18 protein-coding genes are annotated in these 16312 nt (G+C 70.0%); 4 read left to right on the top strand and 14 right to left on the bottom strand.

Features of this window, described 5'->3' with window-relative positions; translation table 11 throughout:
• Window positions 1-30: 30 nt before the first annotated feature.
• From glnII to G3I71_RS12310, 3 genes are all read right to left on the bottom strand, one after another.
• Entirely contained in the window at window positions 31-1059 is a 1029-nt protein-coding gene (gene glnII / locus G3I71_RS12320) for a glutamine synthetase (protein ID WP_164314050.1), read from the bottom strand.
• A 320-nt stretch (window positions 1060-1379) separates the two neighbouring features.
• Entirely contained in the window at window positions 1380-2051 is a 672-nt protein-coding gene (locus G3I71_RS12315; RefSeq protein WP_164314049.1) for a hypothetical protein, read from the bottom strand.
• A 97-nt stretch (window positions 2052-2148) separates the two neighbouring features.
• A complete protein-coding gene (locus tag G3I71_RS12310; protein ID WP_164314048.1) occupies window positions 2149-2520 on the bottom strand; it encodes an arsenate reductase family protein in 372 nt (123 codons plus the stop codon).
• A 129-nt stretch (window positions 2521-2649) separates the two neighbouring features.
• Here G3I71_RS12310 and G3I71_RS12305 point away from each other — a divergent pair, with 129 nt between their 5' ends.
• Window positions 2650-2958, top strand: coding sequence for a hypothetical protein (locus G3I71_RS12305; RefSeq protein ID WP_164314047.1), 309 nt, complete (start codon window positions 2650-2652; stop codon window positions 2956-2958).
• A 178-nt stretch (window positions 2959-3136) separates the two neighbouring features.
• On the opposite strand, the gene G3I71_RS12300 is transcribed toward G3I71_RS12305, so the two are convergent.
• Window positions 3137-3877: an alpha/beta hydrolase gene (locus G3I71_RS12300; RefSeq protein WP_164314046.1), complete on the bottom strand. Its 741-nt coding sequence runs from the start codon at window positions 3875-3877 to the stop codon at window positions 3137-3139.
• A gap of 254 nt (window positions 3878-4131) precedes the next feature.
• Here G3I71_RS12300 and G3I71_RS12295 point away from each other — a divergent pair, with 254 nt between their 5' ends.
• Window positions 4132-4419 carry a hypothetical protein gene (locus G3I71_RS12295; protein ID WP_164314045.1) on the top strand — a complete coding sequence of 96 codons (288 nt, stop codon included), beginning with the start codon at window positions 4132-4134 and terminating at the stop codon, window positions 4417-4419.
• A gap of 64 nt (window positions 4420-4483) precedes the next feature.
• On the opposite strand, the gene G3I71_RS12290 is transcribed toward G3I71_RS12295, so the two are convergent.
• The 5 genes from G3I71_RS12290 to glnA form a co-directional block, all read right to left on the bottom strand.
• Window positions 4484-5131 (bottom strand): hypothetical protein, encoded by a 648-nt coding sequence (locus tag G3I71_RS12290; protein WP_164314044.1) that lies wholly within the window; start codon window positions 5129-5131, stop codon window positions 4484-4486.
• A 26-nt stretch (window positions 5132-5157) separates the two neighbouring features.
• A complete protein-coding gene (gene htpX, locus G3I71_RS12285) occupies window positions 5158-6081 on the bottom strand; it encodes a zinc metalloprotease HtpX (protein WP_164314043.1) in 924 nt (307 codons plus the stop codon).
• 96 nt (window positions 6082-6177) lie between these two features.
• Window positions 6178-7614, bottom strand: coding sequence for a hypothetical protein (locus G3I71_RS12280; RefSeq protein ID WP_164314042.1), 1437 nt, complete (start codon window positions 7612-7614; stop codon window positions 6178-6180).
• A gap of 138 nt (window positions 7615-7752) precedes the next feature.
• The gene (locus G3I71_RS12275; RefSeq protein ID WP_164314041.1) at window positions 7753-8007 is read right to left on the bottom strand and encodes a hypothetical protein; all 255 of its coding nucleotides are present in this window, start codon (window positions 8005-8007) and stop codon (window positions 7753-7755) included.
• A 169-nt stretch (window positions 8008-8176) separates the two neighbouring features.
• Complete coding sequence (gene glnA / locus G3I71_RS12270) at window positions 8177-9586, bottom strand: type I glutamate--ammonia ligase (protein ID WP_164314040.1); 1410 nt, start codon at window positions 9584-9586, stop codon at window positions 8177-8179.
• Between the two features lie 197 nt (window positions 9587-9783).
• On the opposite strand from glnA, the gene G3I71_RS12265 reads away from it, so the two are divergent.
• Complete coding sequence (locus tag G3I71_RS12265) at window positions 9784-10251, top strand: RDD family protein (protein ID WP_164314039.1); 468 nt, start codon at window positions 9784-9786, stop codon at window positions 10249-10251.
• A 102-nt stretch (window positions 10252-10353) separates the two neighbouring features.
• Here the strand turns inward: G3I71_RS12265 and G3I71_RS12260 are convergent, their stop codons facing one another.
• The 4 genes from G3I71_RS12260 to lipB all read right to left on the bottom strand — a co-directional run bounded on the left by G3I71_RS12260 (window position 10354) and on the right by lipB (window position 13618).
• Complete coding sequence (locus G3I71_RS12260) at window positions 10354-11052, bottom strand: DUF4191 domain-containing protein (RefSeq protein WP_164314038.1); 699 nt, start codon at window positions 11050-11052, stop codon at window positions 10354-10356.
• Window positions 11053-11132: 80 nt separating this feature from the next.
• A complete protein-coding gene (locus tag G3I71_RS12255) occupies window positions 11133-11333 on the bottom strand; it encodes a hypothetical protein (protein WP_164314037.1) in 201 nt (66 codons plus the stop codon).
• Window positions 11334-11625: 292 nt separating this feature from the next.
• On the bottom strand, window positions 11626-12615 hold the full coding sequence (lipA, locus tag G3I71_RS12250; RefSeq protein WP_164314036.1) for a lipoyl synthase: 990 nt from the start codon (window positions 12613-12615) through the stop codon (window positions 11626-11628).
• Between the two features lie 217 nt (window positions 12616-12832).
• Entirely contained in the window at window positions 12833-13618 is a 786-nt protein-coding gene (lipB, locus tag G3I71_RS12245; protein WP_164314360.1) for a lipoyl(octanoyl) transferase LipB, read from the bottom strand.
• Window positions 13619-13903: 285 nt separating this feature from the next.
• Here lipB and G3I71_RS12240 point away from each other — a divergent pair, with 285 nt between their 5' ends.
• The gene (locus G3I71_RS12240; protein ID WP_164314035.1) at window positions 13904-15343 is read left to right on the top strand and encodes a regulator; all 1440 of its coding nucleotides are present in this window, start codon (window positions 13904-13906) and stop codon (window positions 15341-15343) included.
• A gap of 1 nt (window position 15344) precedes the next feature.
• On the opposite strand, the gene G3I71_RS12235 is transcribed toward G3I71_RS12240, so the two are convergent.
• Window positions 15345-16312: NAD(P)/FAD-dependent oxidoreductase (locus G3I71_RS12235; protein WP_164314034.1), on the bottom strand; the 968-nt coding region annotated here is incomplete at its 5' end.

Here is a 16312-nt window from a genome sequence, read left to right as displayed (position 1 = left end):
CCCTTCTCACTATCTGGGATCAGATGGGAATCAGACCTGTCCGGCCTTCTCCAGGGCGGAACAGCAGGTGTCGACGATCAGCCGCGTCACGAGGTACGGGTCGACGTTGGCGTTCGGGCGGCGGTCCTCGATGTAACCCTTGCCGTCCTGCTCGACCTGCCACGGGATACGGACCGAGGCGCCACGGTTGGAGACGCCGTACGAGTACTCGTTCCACGGGGCGGTCTCGTGCAGACCGGTGAGACGGTCGTCGATGCCGGCGCCGTAGTGCTTGACGTGGTCGAGCGGCTTCGAGCCCTCACCGAGGGACTCGCACGCGGTGATGATCGCGTCGTAGCCCTCGCGCATCGCCTTCGTGGAGAAGTTGGTGTGCGCGCCGGCGCCGTTCCAGTCGCCCTTCACCGGCTTCGGGTCCAGCGTCGCGGTGATGCCGAAGTCCTCGGCGGTGCGGTAGAGCAGCCAGCGGGCGATCCACAGCTGGTCGGAGACCTCCAGCGGGGAGACCGGACCGACCTGGAACTCCCACTGACCGGGCATGACCTCGGCGTTGATGCCGGAGATGGCGAGACCGGCCTTGAGACAGTTCTCCAGGTGGGCCTCGACGATCTCGCGACCGAAGATCTCGTCGGCGCCGACACCGCAGTAGTAGCCGCCCTGGGGGGCCGGGAAGCCGCCCTCGGGGAAGCCCAGCGGGCGGGAGCCGTCGAAGAAGGTGTACTCCTGCTCGATGCCGAAGATCGGCTCCTGAGCGGCGAACTTCGTGGCGACCTCGGTCAGCGCGGCACGCGTGTTGGACGAGTGCGGCGTCATGTCGATTTCGAGGACCTCGCACATGACGAGGATGTCGTCACCGCCACGGATCGGGTCCGGGTAGGAGGAGACCGGCTTGAGCACGCGGTCCGAGGCGTGACCCTCGGCCTGGTTCGTGGAAGACCCGTCGAAGCCCCAGATCGGCAGCTCGGCGCCCTTGGCGTCGTCGGCCAGAATCTTGGTCTTGGAGCGGAGCTTGGCCGTCGGCTCGGTGCCGTCGATCCAGATGTACTCAGCCTTGAAGGTCACGGGGACACATCCTTCGGGGTGGGTCTCTATGCGCACTTGCGGGTGCTGCGGTGCTGCGGCACTGAGGCACCGCGCCATTACCCGGAAGCCTGTCAACAGGCGATTTCCCGATCATTGCTCGAATGTGAACCCCGTGTTACCTGGTGTTCTTGTGGCGCGTTTCACGTGGGGAGGACGGCACGGACCGCGGAGGGGAAGCGAGGGGGAGCGCTCCGGGACTCGTATGCGAAGAGGTTGGGGAAATCCGGGAAACGGGCGGGTCCTGCCGCCCCTGGCCGGGAGCGACAGGACCCTTGTCCGAGCAGATCAGCGCTGGAAGTTCACCCCACCTTCTCGATCAGTGCCCGGCGGATCAGGAACTTGCCCGGTTCGCGGACCTGCTCGAAGGCCGCGTTGTTGAGCAGGGCGCAACTGCCGGAGAACGAAGTGACCTCCACCGTCGTGGACTTGCCGTTGTCCAGGTTGGTGACGCGCAACGTGGTCCCGGCGGGGAACTGGTTGCTGGACGCGGCGGGGTCTCCGCCCTCCCCGGAGAGAGTGACGGTGGACCCGTCACAGACCTGCTGCCTGTCGCCTGGCGTGGCCGGAGAAGCCGGCGTGGCAGGTGGGGCGGCCGTGGCAGGCGAGGTGGTCCGAGCAGGCGATGAGGGCGCCGCAGGCTGGGTGCCGGGCTGCGTGATCTGGGAGTCCTGAGCCGACTCCCCAACCACGCAACCGGACGCCTCCTGCTGGACCTTGATCTGCGCGACGACCGCGTCACGGTTCGCGATCCGGGCCGTCGACAGGGCGTCGGGATCGGCCCGCTGGTCCGCGATGAACTTCTGGTTGTTGCCGAGGGCGGTGGCGAGCCCCTGACAGACGGTCGAGTCCGCGGCGGTCTGCGCCGCGTTCGAGGTGGCCGCCATGGCGAAAGCCCCACCGCCCGCCATCACACCGGCACCGATCAACAGCGCCAGCTTCTTCTTCGTACTGACAGTTCTCCTACGCGACATGCGCGCCTCCTGAAGAGATAGGGGAGCGTACGCCGCTATGTACGAGATACCGAACAAGGTCACTCAGCGATCACAGGCGCCGCCAAAGTGACGTACATCACTCAGCTGAACGCCGCCCCAGAGCATCCCGCACGGCCTCGTCGGTACGGGCCACGACGGCACTCCCGTCGTCGGCGGTGATGATGGGCCGCTGGATGAGCTTGGGATGCGCGGCGAGAGCGGCGACCCACTGCTCCCGGTCCGCCGCCTCCCGGCCCCACTCCCTCAGCCCCAACTCCTTGGCGACGGCTTCCTGGGTCCGGGTGATGTCCCAGGGTTCGAGCCCGAGCCGGTCGAGTACGTCGCGAATCTCGTCCTCGGTGGGCAGGTCCTCCAGGTAGCGGCGGACGGTGTATTCGGCGCCCTCCGCGTCGAGCAGCGACAGGGCTCCACGGCACTTGGAACAGGCCGGGTTGATCCAGATTTCCATGGGGCTCACGGTACGCCAGAGGCCTTGTGGCCAGGGGCTTTTGTCAGTGCTGGGCGGTAGAATAGAAGCAGTGTTCGAGGGTGTCGCCGGGGGGTCCGGTGCCACCCTGACCGCGACAGGAGGATGCCTGTGCCCGCTGCCGCTCTCAAGCTGATGCCCACCCAGTCCACCGCCAAGAGGGGGGTCCTGCTCGAACTGCCGTGCGCCCCCGTGGAGAAGCGCCCGCTGCCGCCGGGGCGACCCCGCGAGTGGTACGTCACGCACAACCGCCGACTCAAGGCGATGCGGCTCGCGATCGCCCTGCTCGACTCCGGCGTCTACATGCCGAACCAGGCCCGCAACGAGACGATCCGCAGCGCGGCGGACCTGATCGGCGTCCACCCACCGTCGGAAACGACGTGCCACATGGTACGAGCCCTGATGCGCTACTCCCGCTGAACGGCCGCCGGGTGCCTTGTCTGTCCCAGGGGCACCCGGCACTTCGGCCATCGGCCCGCACCCCTAGCCCGTCCGGCGTTTGAGGACGAGGCCCCTTCAGGGCCGATGCGGGGGTCTGGGGGCGCAGCCCCCAGGAACGGGATGGGACGGGTAAGGGCGGCGGGGGCGAAAACTCTGCTCACCCCACCCCCTTCAGCACAGCATCCACAAACTCCCGCCGCTCCTCCGGATGCTCACGAAACCGAAGCCCCAAGAAGTGGTCCGCATCCGCCAGTTCAAGCCGCGTGAACCGCGCCCGCGCCGCCAGGGCCTCAGTCACCGCCTCCGTCACCTCGCCCGGAATGACGTGATCGGTGCCCGGCACCACCAGCACCGCCCGCCCCGCGAACGCCCGCAACGCACCCAGCGCGGGCGCCCCGCGCCAACTGCCCGGCGTCCGGATCAACTCGCTGAAGCGGCCACTTCCCTCACCGAACGGCACATCCCACGCCTCGGCCCCGTACGCGGCGGGCGCGCACAACCCCACACCGGCGACCCGCTCTCCGTAGTGGCCGACAAGATCGGCCACCGTCTGCCCGCTCATGCTGAACCCGACCAGCACGAGCGGGCTGCCCACCGGAATCCGTGCCCCGATGACACCGACGGCCTGCTCGAACCGCCGCCGCAGACTCAACTCCCGCAGCTCACCCGTACTTTCACCGTGCCCCGAGAAGTCGAAGGCGAGCCCCTGGCAGCCACGCGCGACGAACTCGGCGAGCAACGGCACCAGCCGCTCCTTGCTCCCGTTGCCGGCACCGTGCAGCAGAACGACGGCGGCCCCGCCCGAATCCCGGCCCGAATCCCCGTCCCGGGCACCCCCGTACACCCCGCTGAGTCGTTCACCGTCAACGTCGTACACGAAGGGAAGCAGCTCACTCATAGGCTCATTCACTCACGCCCCTCCCGTCACACACCCCGCGAAATACGGATGCGCGGGCTCCCCTGTCGTCCCTAGGCTGGACAGGCAGAGCGAAGCCGTCCATACCGCTTTCCGCCGGACCGGCATGACTTGCGGGACTCGGGGCTACTCTCTACGCACCGACGGGCGGACACCCGCCCCAAACGCCCCACCCGACATCCACCGTCACGTACATCACCGCTCAGCCACCCACGTCACTCACAAGGAGTCCCGTCATGGGAACCTTGATCATTTCCGCGATCGTCGTTCTGATCATCATGGGCTTCAAGAACAGCGTCCTGTGGCTCGTCGCCGCCGGCCTGCTCTTCGTCTACTTCCGCTACGGCCGCACGGGGAGCGGTACGGCGACCTCCTCGTCCGGCGGCGGCGGCCCGGCCGCGGGTTCCGCACCCGCCAGCTACCGGGCCTACCGCCAGCGCCGGGACCAGCAGGCCAGGTGGGAGCGCCGCTACCGCCGCGAGCACCCCGTCGAGACCCGCCGCCAGGACCGTCGGGGCCAGTAAGCGAAGTCAGTAAGCGAAGTCGAGAGTCGAGAAAGGGGGTGTGCCTCCGGTCGGTCGGTCCGTCTCACAGACCGGGGGCACCCCACACCGGGAACCAGCGGTTCAGGTCCTGCTCGATCCGCAGATCGTCGGCGAGCGCGGCCCGCACCTGCAACTCCAGCGAGCTGTCCCGCCGTTGACCGTCACCGCCCGGCAGCGGCGAGAAGGGATAGAAGGTCCCGCGCTTGTACAGATAGACAAGCCCAAGCCGCCGAGCACTCCCACCCGAACCCCCCGAACCCCCCGAGCCCTCCGAGGCCCCAGAGCTCTCCGAACCCCCCACATCCTCGAACCCGACCACGGAGCACAACAACTGAGGCCCGAACCCACTGGCCTCCAGCGCACTGTTGACCGCGTGCAGATCCCCCACAAGCGCCGGCAGATCCTCCGGCCCGCGCCGCGACACCATCCACGAGTACCCGTACTCGTCCCGGACCAGCTCGACAGGCGCCCCGGTCCGCTCCGCATCCGCGTCGAGCAGGGCCTGGACCTCCTTGCGTACGTCGTCGAAGGCCGCGCCCTCCACCGTGGCGAAGCACACCGACCCCCCGCCCGTGGGCGTGAAGCCGGCCGCGGCCTGGAGGGTCACGGCGGCCGACGGCAGCCCGAAGAGCCGGTCGAGATCGGGTGCGACGGGCTTGGTGCGCCCCAGCAGAATGTCCAGCAGCCCCATGGGTTCCGTTCTCCTCGCTCCTCAGCTCACGAGTTTCCCGTGCCGGGAGTCGCCGCCTCACCCAACTCGCCGGAGATCCGACCCAGTTGGTCGAGCCGCTGCTCCAGACTGGGATGGGTGGAGAAGAACCGGGCCAGGCCCGGCTCCTTGCCGATGGCGGGCGTGAAGTAGAAGGCGTTGAAGGCCTGCGCGGTCCGCAGGTCCTTCGACGGGATCCGCGCGATGTCGCCGGAGACCTTGGTGAGCGCGGAGGCCAGTGCCGACGGCCGCCCCGTGAGCAGCGCGGCGGAGCGGTCGGCGGCCAGTTCCCGGTATCGGGAGAGGGCACGGATCAGCAGGAAGCTGATCGTGTACACGGCCGCGGAGACGCCCATCACCGCCATGAAGATGACGGCGGTGTTCTGGTCCCGCCGGCCCCCGCCGAACATCTGCGAGTAGAACGCGAACCGAACGATGAGCCCGGCGATGACGCCGAGGAAGGACGCGACGGTGATCACGGCGACGTCCTTGTGCGCGACATGCGCCAGCTCGTGCGCGAGCACACCCTCGAGCTCCTCCGGTTCCAGCCGCCGCAGCAAACCGGTGGTCACGCACACCACGGCGTGATCGGCGTTCCGCCCGGTCGCGAACGCGTTCGGCATATCCATGTCCGAAACGGCGACCACCGGCTTGGGCAGGTCGGCCACGGCACACAGCCGGTCGATCACCCCGTGCAGTTGCGGATACTCCTCGCGCTCCACGACCCGCCCGCGCATCGCGAACAGGGCGACCCGGTCGGAGAACCAGTACTGCGCGGCGAGGAACCCCGCCGCGACCACCACGACCAGCACCCAGGACTTCAGCAACACGATCAACGCGGCGACAAAGGCCACGTACAGCAGTCCGAGCAGAAACAGCGTGACCGTCATCCGCACGGTCAGGCGTCGATCGCTCCGCATTCGGTTCGGCATCCGTACCACCCCGCAGTCAGGCACTCGCCCCACTGCCCAGTGTGCACCCGCCCCGTCCCATGAAGCGGTCGCGATCGGTCCTGGGCCCGGCAAAGCTCAGCCTCGGAAGCCGGCCTCCCACATCGGCATTCTCAGCGCGGACTCGCCGAGCAGGCGCTGAGCCCGGTCGAGCAGTTCACCCACCTCCGCCGACCCGTGCGGCATGTCCGGAGTCGGAGACCAGCTCCGTACCGACTGCGCGGCCCGGGCCCGCAGCCGGACGTCCGGATCGTCGAGCAGCGTGACCGCCGCCCGCAGCCGCACCAGCCCGCCCCGCGCGTCCAGCAGCCGGAACGCGGCCACCCGCGCATGCCGAGGCGACCCGTCGCCCAGCCGTTCCGCCAGCCGGTCGGCGTCCAGCGACCGCGCGAAGGGCAGCAGCGACGGCGTCACCTCCCGCACCACGCCGGGAGCCGGGTCGTCGAGCAGCGCCCGCAGCCGTCGTACGTCCGTCACGTCCAGTGTCCGCAGACCCGCCACCGCCCGCGCCCGCACCCCGGGGGTGGGATGACCGAGCAGCGGCCACAGCAGTTCCGCGTCCGCGCGCACCCCGCACTCCGCCAGCCCGGCGACCGCGCCGGGCGTCAGCGCCGGGTCGTCCACCCCGGCACACCGCTGCCGGTACCAGGCCCGGGGATCGCCCCCCGACTGCCGTACGACATACCGCGCACAGGCCCGCACCAGCGCGGACCGGTCGTCGAGGAACCCCGCCGCCCGTTCCCCCTGCCCGGCCCGCCGCAGCGCGGTCACCCCGGCGGACCGCACCCGGGGCCCGCGCGAGCCGAGCAGCGCGTCGAGTACGACGACGTCCACACCGCCCGCCGCATCGCCCTCCGGTACGGGGGCCAAGGCGGCCTCGGCGCACAGGTTCTGGACGACGGGGTCGGTGTCGCGGGCTGCGGCGCGGGCGAGTTCGGCGGGGGAGAGGCGCCCCTCGTCGACGGCCAGGCGGTACGCGTACCGGCGTACGACGCGGTCGGGGTCGGTGAACAGCGGCGTGAGACGCTCGCGGGGTGCCCGGCGCAGTACCTCGTCGAGCAGGTCGACGGCGAAGACACCCCGGCCGCGGCGGGCGCCGAGCAGGATCAGCGGCGCGAGCCGGACGGCCGCGTCCAGGTCGAGGACCGTGCGCAGCACCTCCCGGGCGCGCTCCCGCACGGGAAGCACCCAGTCGGCGGTGCGGACGACGACCAGCGGCCACAGCCCGGGACACCGGACCGCCTGCCCGAGTGCCGCCGCACGCACCCGCCCGTCGCGGTGGCACAGGGCGAGTGCGAGCCGGGCCTCGGTGGGGGCGGCGAGCCAGGGGCGTCGGCCGTCGAGCTCGGTCACGGTCGGCAACAGCTCCGGCGGGAGCCAGTGGAACCATGACCTGACCCCCGCGTCCAGCCCGAGCCAGGCCACCGGGTCCCCGGCGTCGAGCACGTCCGGCAGAGCGGCCCCCTCGGCCAGCCGCCGCGCCGCCACTTCGCCGCCCCTGATGTCCCCGCGCATGCCCGCCCCCGGTCCAGCCTGCCGTATCGCGCGATGGTATGCCCGGACCGGCCGCCGGTCGCGCGATATACGGGCGGCCGGCAACGCACTCCGGTACGGCCGCTACGCCCAGCGCAGCTGCTACGGCCGCTACGGCTACTACGGAGCCCGGAAGTTCGCGTACCCCAGCAGCAGGATCACCGCGGCCACGCACCCCAGTACGAGCGCCGTCGACACCCACGACGACCGACGCGGACCCGAGTAGTCGGGACCCCCTCGGAACGGCACCGCCTCCGGCGGGTTCTCCTTCCACCGCGCGGCCAGCATCCGGGCCCGCGCTGAGGGCTCCTTGTGCTCGGCGCCGTCGGCCCATCTGACGTCGAACTCCCGCTCCACGTCGTCCTGTTCGGACATCCCCGTTTCCCTCTCTCATGTCTGGTTCGAACAACCGTCTGGACAATAGACAAGGATGATCCCTTGGCTGTGGCCGGTCTGTGAAGCGGGAAAAGATATCGATCAGCCCAAACACGGCAGGGCCGCCCCCTCGCGGGGACGGCCCTGGAACGCTGGTGGAGCGGGTCGATCACACGTCGAAGTACAGCTCGAACTCGTGCGGGTGCGGACGCAGCTGGATCGGCGCGATCTCGTTCGTGCGCTTGAAGTCGATCCACGTCTCGATCAGGTCCGGCGTGAACACGTTGCCCTGGAGGAGGAACTCGTGGTCGCGCTCGAGGGAGTCGAGGACGGCCGGGAGGGAGGTCGGGACCTGCGCCACGCTCGCGTGCTCCTCGGGAGCCAGCTCGTACAGGTCCTTGTCGATCGGCTCGGCCGGCTCGATCTTGTTCTTGATGCCGTCCAGGCCCGCCATCAGCAGGGCGGAGAAGGCGAGGTACGGGTTGCCGGAGGAGTCGGGCGCACGGAACTCGACGCGCTTGGCCTTCGGGTTGGAACCCGTGATCGGGATACGCATGGCCGCGGAGCGGTTGCGCTGCGAGTACACCAGGTTGATCGGCGCCTCGAAGCCCGGGACCAGACGGTGGTACGAGTTCACCGTCGGGTTGGTGAAGGCGAGCAGCGACGGGGCGTGCTTGAGGATGCCGCCGATGTAGTAGCGGGCGATGTCCGACAGGCCCGCGTAACCGGCCTCGTCGTAGAAGAGCGGCGAGCCGGCCGTCCACAGCGACTGGTGGACGTGCATGCCCGAACCGTTGTCACCGAAGATCGGCTTCGGCATGAAGGTCGCGGTCTTGCCGTTGCGCCACGCCACGTTCTTCACGATGTACTTGAAGAGCTGGAGGTCGTCGGCCGCGGCGAGCAGCGTGTTGAACTTGTAGTTGATCTCGGCCTGACCGGCGGTGCCCACCTCGTGGTGCTGACGCTCGACCTGGAGGCCGGACGCGGCCAGCTCCAGGGAGATCTCGGCACGCAGGTCGGCGAAGTGGTCGACCGGCGGGGTCGGGAAGTAGCCGCCCTTGTAACGGACCTTGTAGCCACGGTTGTTCTCGACCGCACCGGTGTTCCAGGCGCCGGCCTCGGAGTCGATGTGGTAGAAGGACTCGTTCGCGCCGGTCGCGAAGCGCACGCTGTCGAACACGTAGAACTCGGCCTCGGGACCGAAGTACGCGGTGTCCGCGATACCGGTCGACGCCAGGTACGCCTCCGCCTTCTTGGCCACGTTCCGCGGGTCACGGGAGTACTGCTCGCCCGTGATCGGGTCGTGGATGAAGAAGTTGATGTTGACCGTCTTGTCCTTGCGGAACGGGTCGACCCGCGCCGTGGACAGGTCGGCGCGGAGCGCCATGTCGGACTCGTGGATGGCCTGGAAGCCGCGGATCGAGGAGCCGTCGAAGGCAAGTTCCTCGTCCGGGTCGAAGGCCGTCGCCGGCAGCGTGAAGTGCTGCATCACACCCGGCAGATCGCAGAAGCGGACGTCGACGAACTTGACGTCCTTGTCCGCGATGTACTTCTTGGCCTCGTCGGCGTTCTGGAACATCCAGCTCCTCCTACTCCCGGCCGTCCGTGCCGGGGTGGTAGTTCGTTCGTGCGGCCAGTGCGGTGGCACACGTTGGATCCGACCATAGGGACAGGTGATTTCTCAGGCATGACCCATTTGTTTCGACCAAGTTAACCGGACTCCGGCCGGGCGACCCACCTGTACGGATCGAAAATCGCGCGCAGTACCGTGGTCGGGTGGACAACAGGCAAGTAATCGGATCGTGGCTCTCAGGACCGCGCGCAGCCGCGGAGGAAGCCGGTGTCGACTTCGGATACCGGGGCGAACAGCTCGGTCTGCCGAAGGAGGGCCCCGGCTCGATCGCCCGCCCGGGCCGCAGGATCGCCGCGCTGGCCGTCGACTGGGGCCTGTGCCTCTTGATCGCATACGGCCTCATCACGGACAGCTACAACGAGGCGGCGCAGATCTGGGCGCCGCTCATTCTCCTCGCGCTGCTCCTCCTCACGCTGAGCACGCTCGGCTACACCCCGGGCAAGAGGCTTTTCGGCCTGCGGGTCGTCGCCCTGGACACCGGCCGCGTCAGCCCCCTGCGTGCCGCGCTGCGAACGGTCCTGTTCTTCCTCGCCCTCCCGCCCCTGGTCTGGGACCGCGACGGCCGCGGACTGCACGACCGGCTGGCCCGCACCGTGGAAGTACGGATCTAGCTCCTCTCGGGCCCTTGGGTGTACGACGATGGGGGCGCCCGGAGTGATCCGGGCGCCCCCATCGTCGTACGAGGTCGCTGTCGTCGTACGAGGTCGTTTGTGTCAGCGCATCTTGCCGCCGCGCGGCATGCGCGTCCCCTTGGGCATCGGGCCCTTCGGCACCGGCATGTTGCTCATCAGGTCGCCCATCGCCCGCAACCGGTCGTTGGTGGCGGTCACCTGGGGGCCGGCGAGAACGCGGGGCAGCTTCAGCATGGTCGTGCGGAGCTTCTTCAGCTCGATCTGGCCCTCACCCGTGCCGACCAGCAGGTCGTGCACCGGTACGTCCGCGACGATGCGGGCCATCTTCCTCTTCTCGGCGGCCAGCAGGCTCTTCACCCGGTTCGGGTTGCCCTCGGCGACCAGGACGATGCCGGCCTTGCCGACCGCGCGGTGCACCACGTCCTGGCTGCGGTTCATCGCCACCGCCGGAGTCGTCGTCCAGCCTCGGCCGATGTTGTCCAGCACGGCTGCCGCAGCGCCCGGCTGACCCTCCATCTGCCCGAAGGCGGCCCGCTCGGCCCGGCGCCCGAACACGATCGCCGTCGCGAGGAAGGCGAGCAGGAGGCCGAGAATGCCGAGATAGATCGGATGACCGATCAGGAAGCCGATCGCAAGGAAGACACCGAAGGTGAAAATTCCGACGGCCGCGAGTACGAGACCGATCTTCTTGTCGGCCTTGCGGGTCATCTTGTACGTCAGAGCGATCTGCTTGAGTCGCCCGGGGTTCGCGGCGTCCGCCGCGGTTTCCTTCCTCGCCATGCCGTGAAGTCTACGTGGCCTGGGAGGCGCCGACGACGGCGGTGTCGCCGGGAGGCGGCCGGGAGGTGTGCGAGCAGTGGTCAGGAGTGGGTGGCCAGGGCCTGCTCGAGGACGCGCTGCGCCTCGACCCGGTCCTTGGCGCGACGGCGGTCCTCCTGGACGGAGGTCCAGGCGTTCTGGCGGGCGGTGCGCTGGCCGCTGTTCAGCAGCAACGACTCGACTGCGCGCAGTGCGTCGGCGAACGACGGGATGGGTGTGGCGCGGACGGGCGCGGTCTGCATGGTGGAGGTCCCCCCTCGGAACGGCTCTGGATAAGGGTGCACATCGTGTAAAGACAGGCTCACTGATTGGTGTTACCAGGGCGTGACCTGCCGGTCAAACGCCGGTGAAGCCTTGATACGGAAGGTGAAAACGCCGATGCGGCCCTGACGTATGCCCTCAACTGGGAGGACGGTCAGGACCGCACGGAATCAGCCGTTACTGGCGGGTAGTTACTTGTGCGCGAATTCACACGTTGGCCGCGCCCATGCTGGGCAGGGCGGGTGACGGTGTGTCAGGTGGCAAGAGCGTTGTTCACACGGCCTGCGAGGCGATGTGTGAACCGTCCCGCTGCGGAGCGGCTGACTGACGCAGCTCCATGGCCATCTGGTAGAGGCGGCCGGCGCGGTACGAGGAACGCACCAGCGGGCCGGACATGACGCCGGAGAAGCCGATCTGCTCTGCCTCCTCCTTCAGCTCGACGAACTCGTGCGGCTTGACCCAGCGCTCGACGGGGTGGTGCCGGACGGTCGGACGCAGGTACTGGGTGATGGTGATCAGCTCGCAGCCGGCCTCGTGCAGCTGCCGGAGCGCCTCGCTGACCTCCTCGCGGGTCTCGCCCATGCCGAGGATCAGGTTCGACTTCGTGACCAGACCGTGGTCGCGGGCGTCGGTGATGACCTTGAGCGAGCGGTCGTAGCGGAAGCCGGGGCGGATGCGCTTGAAGATGCGGGGGACCGTCTCGATGTTGTGCGCGAAGACCTCGGGCCGGGAGGAGAACACCTCGGCCAGCAGCTCCGGTACGGCGTTGAAGTCGGGGGCGAGCAGCTCGACCTTGGTACGCCCCTCCGCCCGTCCCTCGGTCTGCTGGTGGATCTGGCGCACGGTCTCGGCGTACAGCCAGGCGCCGCCGTCCTCGAGGTCGTCGCGGGCGACGCCGGTGATGGTGGCGTAGTTGAGGTCCATGGTGACCACGGACTCGCCGACTCGGCGGGGCTCGTCGCGGTCGAGTGCCTCGGGCTTGCCGGTGTCGATCTGGCAGAAGTCGCAGCGCCGGGTGCACTGGTCGCCACCGATGAGGAAGGTGGCCTCGCGGTCCTCCCAGCACTCGTAGATGTTGGGGCAGCCGGCTTCCTGGCAGACGGTGTGCAGGCCCTCGCTCTTCACGAGGTTCTGCATCTTCGTGTACTCGGGACCCATTTTCGCCCGGGTCTTGATCCACTCGGGCTTGCGCTCGATGGGGGTCTGGGCGTTCCGGACCTCCAGGCGCAGCATCTTGCGTCCGTCGGGTGCGACTGCGGACACGATGGCTCCCTGTAGCTTCGATTCTTCGGCGTACACCAGGGTACGCCCGTGCGCTTCCCGCCCTACGAGACGGGCAACCTTTGAGACCGGGGGTGCATTCCCGTTCAGCCCGTCCGGCGTGTGAGGACGAGGCCCGTTCAGGGTCGAATCGGGGGTCTGGGGGCGCAGCCCTCAGGCCGAGGATGGGACGGGTAGGGGCGGCGGGGGCGAGGAAAAGTCAGGCCGAAGCCCCTTCGACCACCCGCGCCTGCGGCTCCGCGCCCTCCAGCACGTCCCGCAGATGCCGCTCTGCCACCGGCAGAACCTCCCCCACCGTCACATCCCGCCCCAGTTCGTTCGCGAGCGACGTGACCCCCGCGTCCCGGATGCCGCACGGGATGATCCGGTCGAACCAGACGTTGTCCGGGTTCACGTTCAGCGAGAAGCCGTGCATCGTGACCCCCTTCGCCACCCGGATCCCGATCGCAGCCAGCTTCCGGTCCTCCCGCCGCTGCCCGGCGTTCGAGGGCGCGTACTCGGGCCCGTTCAGCCGTGGATCGAACTCGTCGTCCGTCAGGCGCGGATCCAGGTCCAGTGAGAGACCGCCGAGCGCGGCGGCCCGCTGCTCGACCGGATCGCCCAGCACCCACACCCCGCTGCGCCCCTCCACCCGCGACGTCTCCACCCCGAACTCCGCACAAGTACGGATCAGCGCGTCCTCCAGTCGCCGTACGTGCGCCACGACGTCCACCGGACGCGGCAGCTTCTGGATGGGGTAGCCGACCAGCTGGCCCGGACCGTGCCAGGTGATCTTGCCGCCGCGGTCCACGTCGATGACCGGAGTGCCGTCGAGGGGCCGCTCGCTCGGATCGGTGCGCCGCCCGGCCGTGTACACCGGGTGGTGTTCGAGGAGCAGGCAGGTGTCGGGGATCTCGTCCGCGAAACGGGCCGCGTGCACCCTGCGCTGCTCGTCCCAGGCCACCTGGTAGTCGACGTACTCGACGCCGTCGGCACCGAATCCCATCCGGACGAACCGCAACTCACCACTCACGGGGGCGCCTCCCTGGCTGTTTCAGCGGCTTCCTCAGCAGCTGTGCGTCAGGCACGTAACGCGCCCAAGCCACTGTACGTCCGGTCGATCCCCGTCAGTCCGACGCCCGATTCTCACACGATCGGATGAATGTGCGGCGGAATGTGCGATCGGCTGCTTACGCTCCGCTACATTCGCGCCGTTCACGAGGCCAAATAGGGCTGCTCACCAGCAATCCGGGCACATCAGAGGGCCCGAAGGCAGGAGACCGCACCGCAGATGACGGAACGACCCGCGCAGCGCACGCCCAACCGACAGCTCGCCGCGCTCATCGCAGAAGCGGGATTCTCCAACGCAGGTCTGGCCCGCCGGGTCGACCAGCTCGGTCTCGAACACGGCCTTGATCTGAGATACGACAAGACATCGGTGACCCGCTGGCTGCGCGGGCAGCAGCCGCGCGGCACCACCCCCGCGCTCATCGCCGAGGTGTTCACCCGGCGCCTCGGCAGACGGCTCACCGCCCAGGACCTGGGGCTCGACGCCTGCGCGCCCGTCTACGCGGGGCTGGAGTTCGCGTCCACCCCCGAGGAGGCCGTCGACATCGTCAGCGGGCTGTGGCGTAAGGACTCCGGCAGCCACGCCGAGCTGCGCAAGATCGCCTTCACTCCGGCCGGGCTCGTCGTGCCCAGCCGGGACTGGCTGATCGGGCGCCCCGACGACCGGGTCGGGCGAGGCGACCAGCCCGTCGTACGGGTGCCCGTGCAGGGGCGCCCCGGCGTGCCCCGGCAGCGCGGGCAGGCCGAACGCGGGCCCGGGCAGAAGGTCACCGGAGGTGACATCGCCGCGCTCCGCTCGGTCGGCGAGCTGTTCCGCACCCTCGACGACGCCTACGGGGGCGGCCACGCCAGGCAGGCCCTCGTCCGCTACCTCGAACACGAGACCGAGCCCATGCTGCGCGGCACGTACGGCGAGCAGACGGGCCGCCGCCTGTTCGCGGCGGCCTCCGACCTCACCCGGCTCGCGGGCTGGACGTCGTACGACATCGCCGCGCACGGCCTCGCCCAGCGCTACTTCGTCCAGGCGCTGCGGCTCGCGCAGGCGGCGGCGGACCGGGCGTACGGCTCGTACGTGCTGGCCACCATGAGCCGGCAGGCCGTCTACCTCGGGCACGGGCGGGAGGCCGTGCAGCTCGCGCGGGTGGCCCAGCAGGGTGTCGGTACGACCGCACCGCCCGTCGTCCAGTCCCTGCTGCACGCCTGTGAGGCGCGCGCCCACGGGGTGCTGGGCGAGGTCAGGGCCTGCACCGCCTCCCTCGTACGGGCCGAACGCGCTCTCGAAGCGTCCCGGCCCGGCGACGAGGTCCCGCACTGGGCGCGGTTCTTCGACGAGGCACAGCTCGCCGACGAGTTCGGGCACTGCCACCGCGACCTCCAGCAGTTCCGGGCCGCCGCCCAGCACGCGGAGCGCTCGCTCCAGCTGCGCGCCCCCGCCTTCGCCCGCAGCCGCCTCTTCTGCCGTGTCGTGCTCGCCTCGGCCCGGCTGGGCCTCGGCGAGCTCGACCAGGCCTGCCAGCTGGGCGCGGAGGCGGCCGGCGCGGCGACGGAGATGCGCTCGGTGCGGGCGCTCGAGTACGTACGGGACTTCGAGCGGCGCCTGGAGCCCTACAGGGACGCGGCGCCGGTCAGGGGGTACCGCGACAAGGTCGCCGCGTTCGGATAGCTCACGCGGCCGCCGCTTCCTCTTCCTCCTCGTCCGAGGCAGCCGTCGCCGTCGCCGTCGCGGTCGTCCGCAACGGCTCCGCCGCGTGCATCGGGCCCGCGCCCAGATCCGTCAGGATCGCGGACGCGGCCCGGTGCCCGGAGTGCAGGGCGCCCTGGACGGTGCTCGTGTCCCGGTGGTCACCGCACACGTACAGGCCCGCCAGCAGCCGTACCGGGCGGCGCAGGTCGTGCGGCGGACGCATCGCGGGCACCGCCTCGGCGGTGTGGTGCACGGCGAGCGTCTCCCAGCGCGTGGTGGACATCCCGTAGAGGCGGGACAGATGGGCCCGCACTGCCGTGTCCACGTCCTGCGGAGGGGCGCCCAGCACCGTCGACGAGATCAGCGGGCGCCCGGCGGGGGAGCGGGACGGGTCCACGCGGCTGACCACCGCCGTGTGCGCGACCGGGCCCCCGCGGTCCGCGTCCAGGAGCAGGAACGCGCCGGTCGACGGCGCCTCGTCGGCCGTGTGGTGGACGACGGTCACCGGGTGGAAGCCGGGTACGCGCAGGCCGGGCAGCAGACCGGCGGCGGCGCGCGCGTCGGTCGCCACCAGGACGGCCCGGCAGCGCAGTTCGCCGTGGTCGGCGGTGGTCACGAGGTTCGTGGCGATGGACGTGACCCGGACCCCGGTGTGCACCGTGCCGGGCGGCAGCGACCGCGCGAGCAGCTCCGGCAGCGTCTCCGCGCCGCCCTCCGGCACACACAGCCGGCCGCTCGCGAACGCCCGCAGCGCGAGATCCGCGCACCGGCTCGACGTGGTCAGCCCGGGGTCGCAGAGCAGCGCGGCGAGCAACGGGCGCAGGAAGCCCTCGACCGTACGGGCGGGCAGGCCGCGGTTGGCCAGGGCGACGGCGGCCGGCAGCTCGGGGCGGGCCAGCAGTCGTTGCACGGGGACCCCGGCGAGCCGGTTCAACGCGGCGCTCAGCC

Source organism: Streptomyces sp. SID12501 (genome assembly GCF_010550245.1).
Classification (GTDB): Bacteria; Actinomycetota; Actinomycetes; order Streptomycetales; family Streptomycetaceae; genus Streptomyces.
This window is presented reverse-complemented; position numbering and strand designations above follow the sequence as displayed.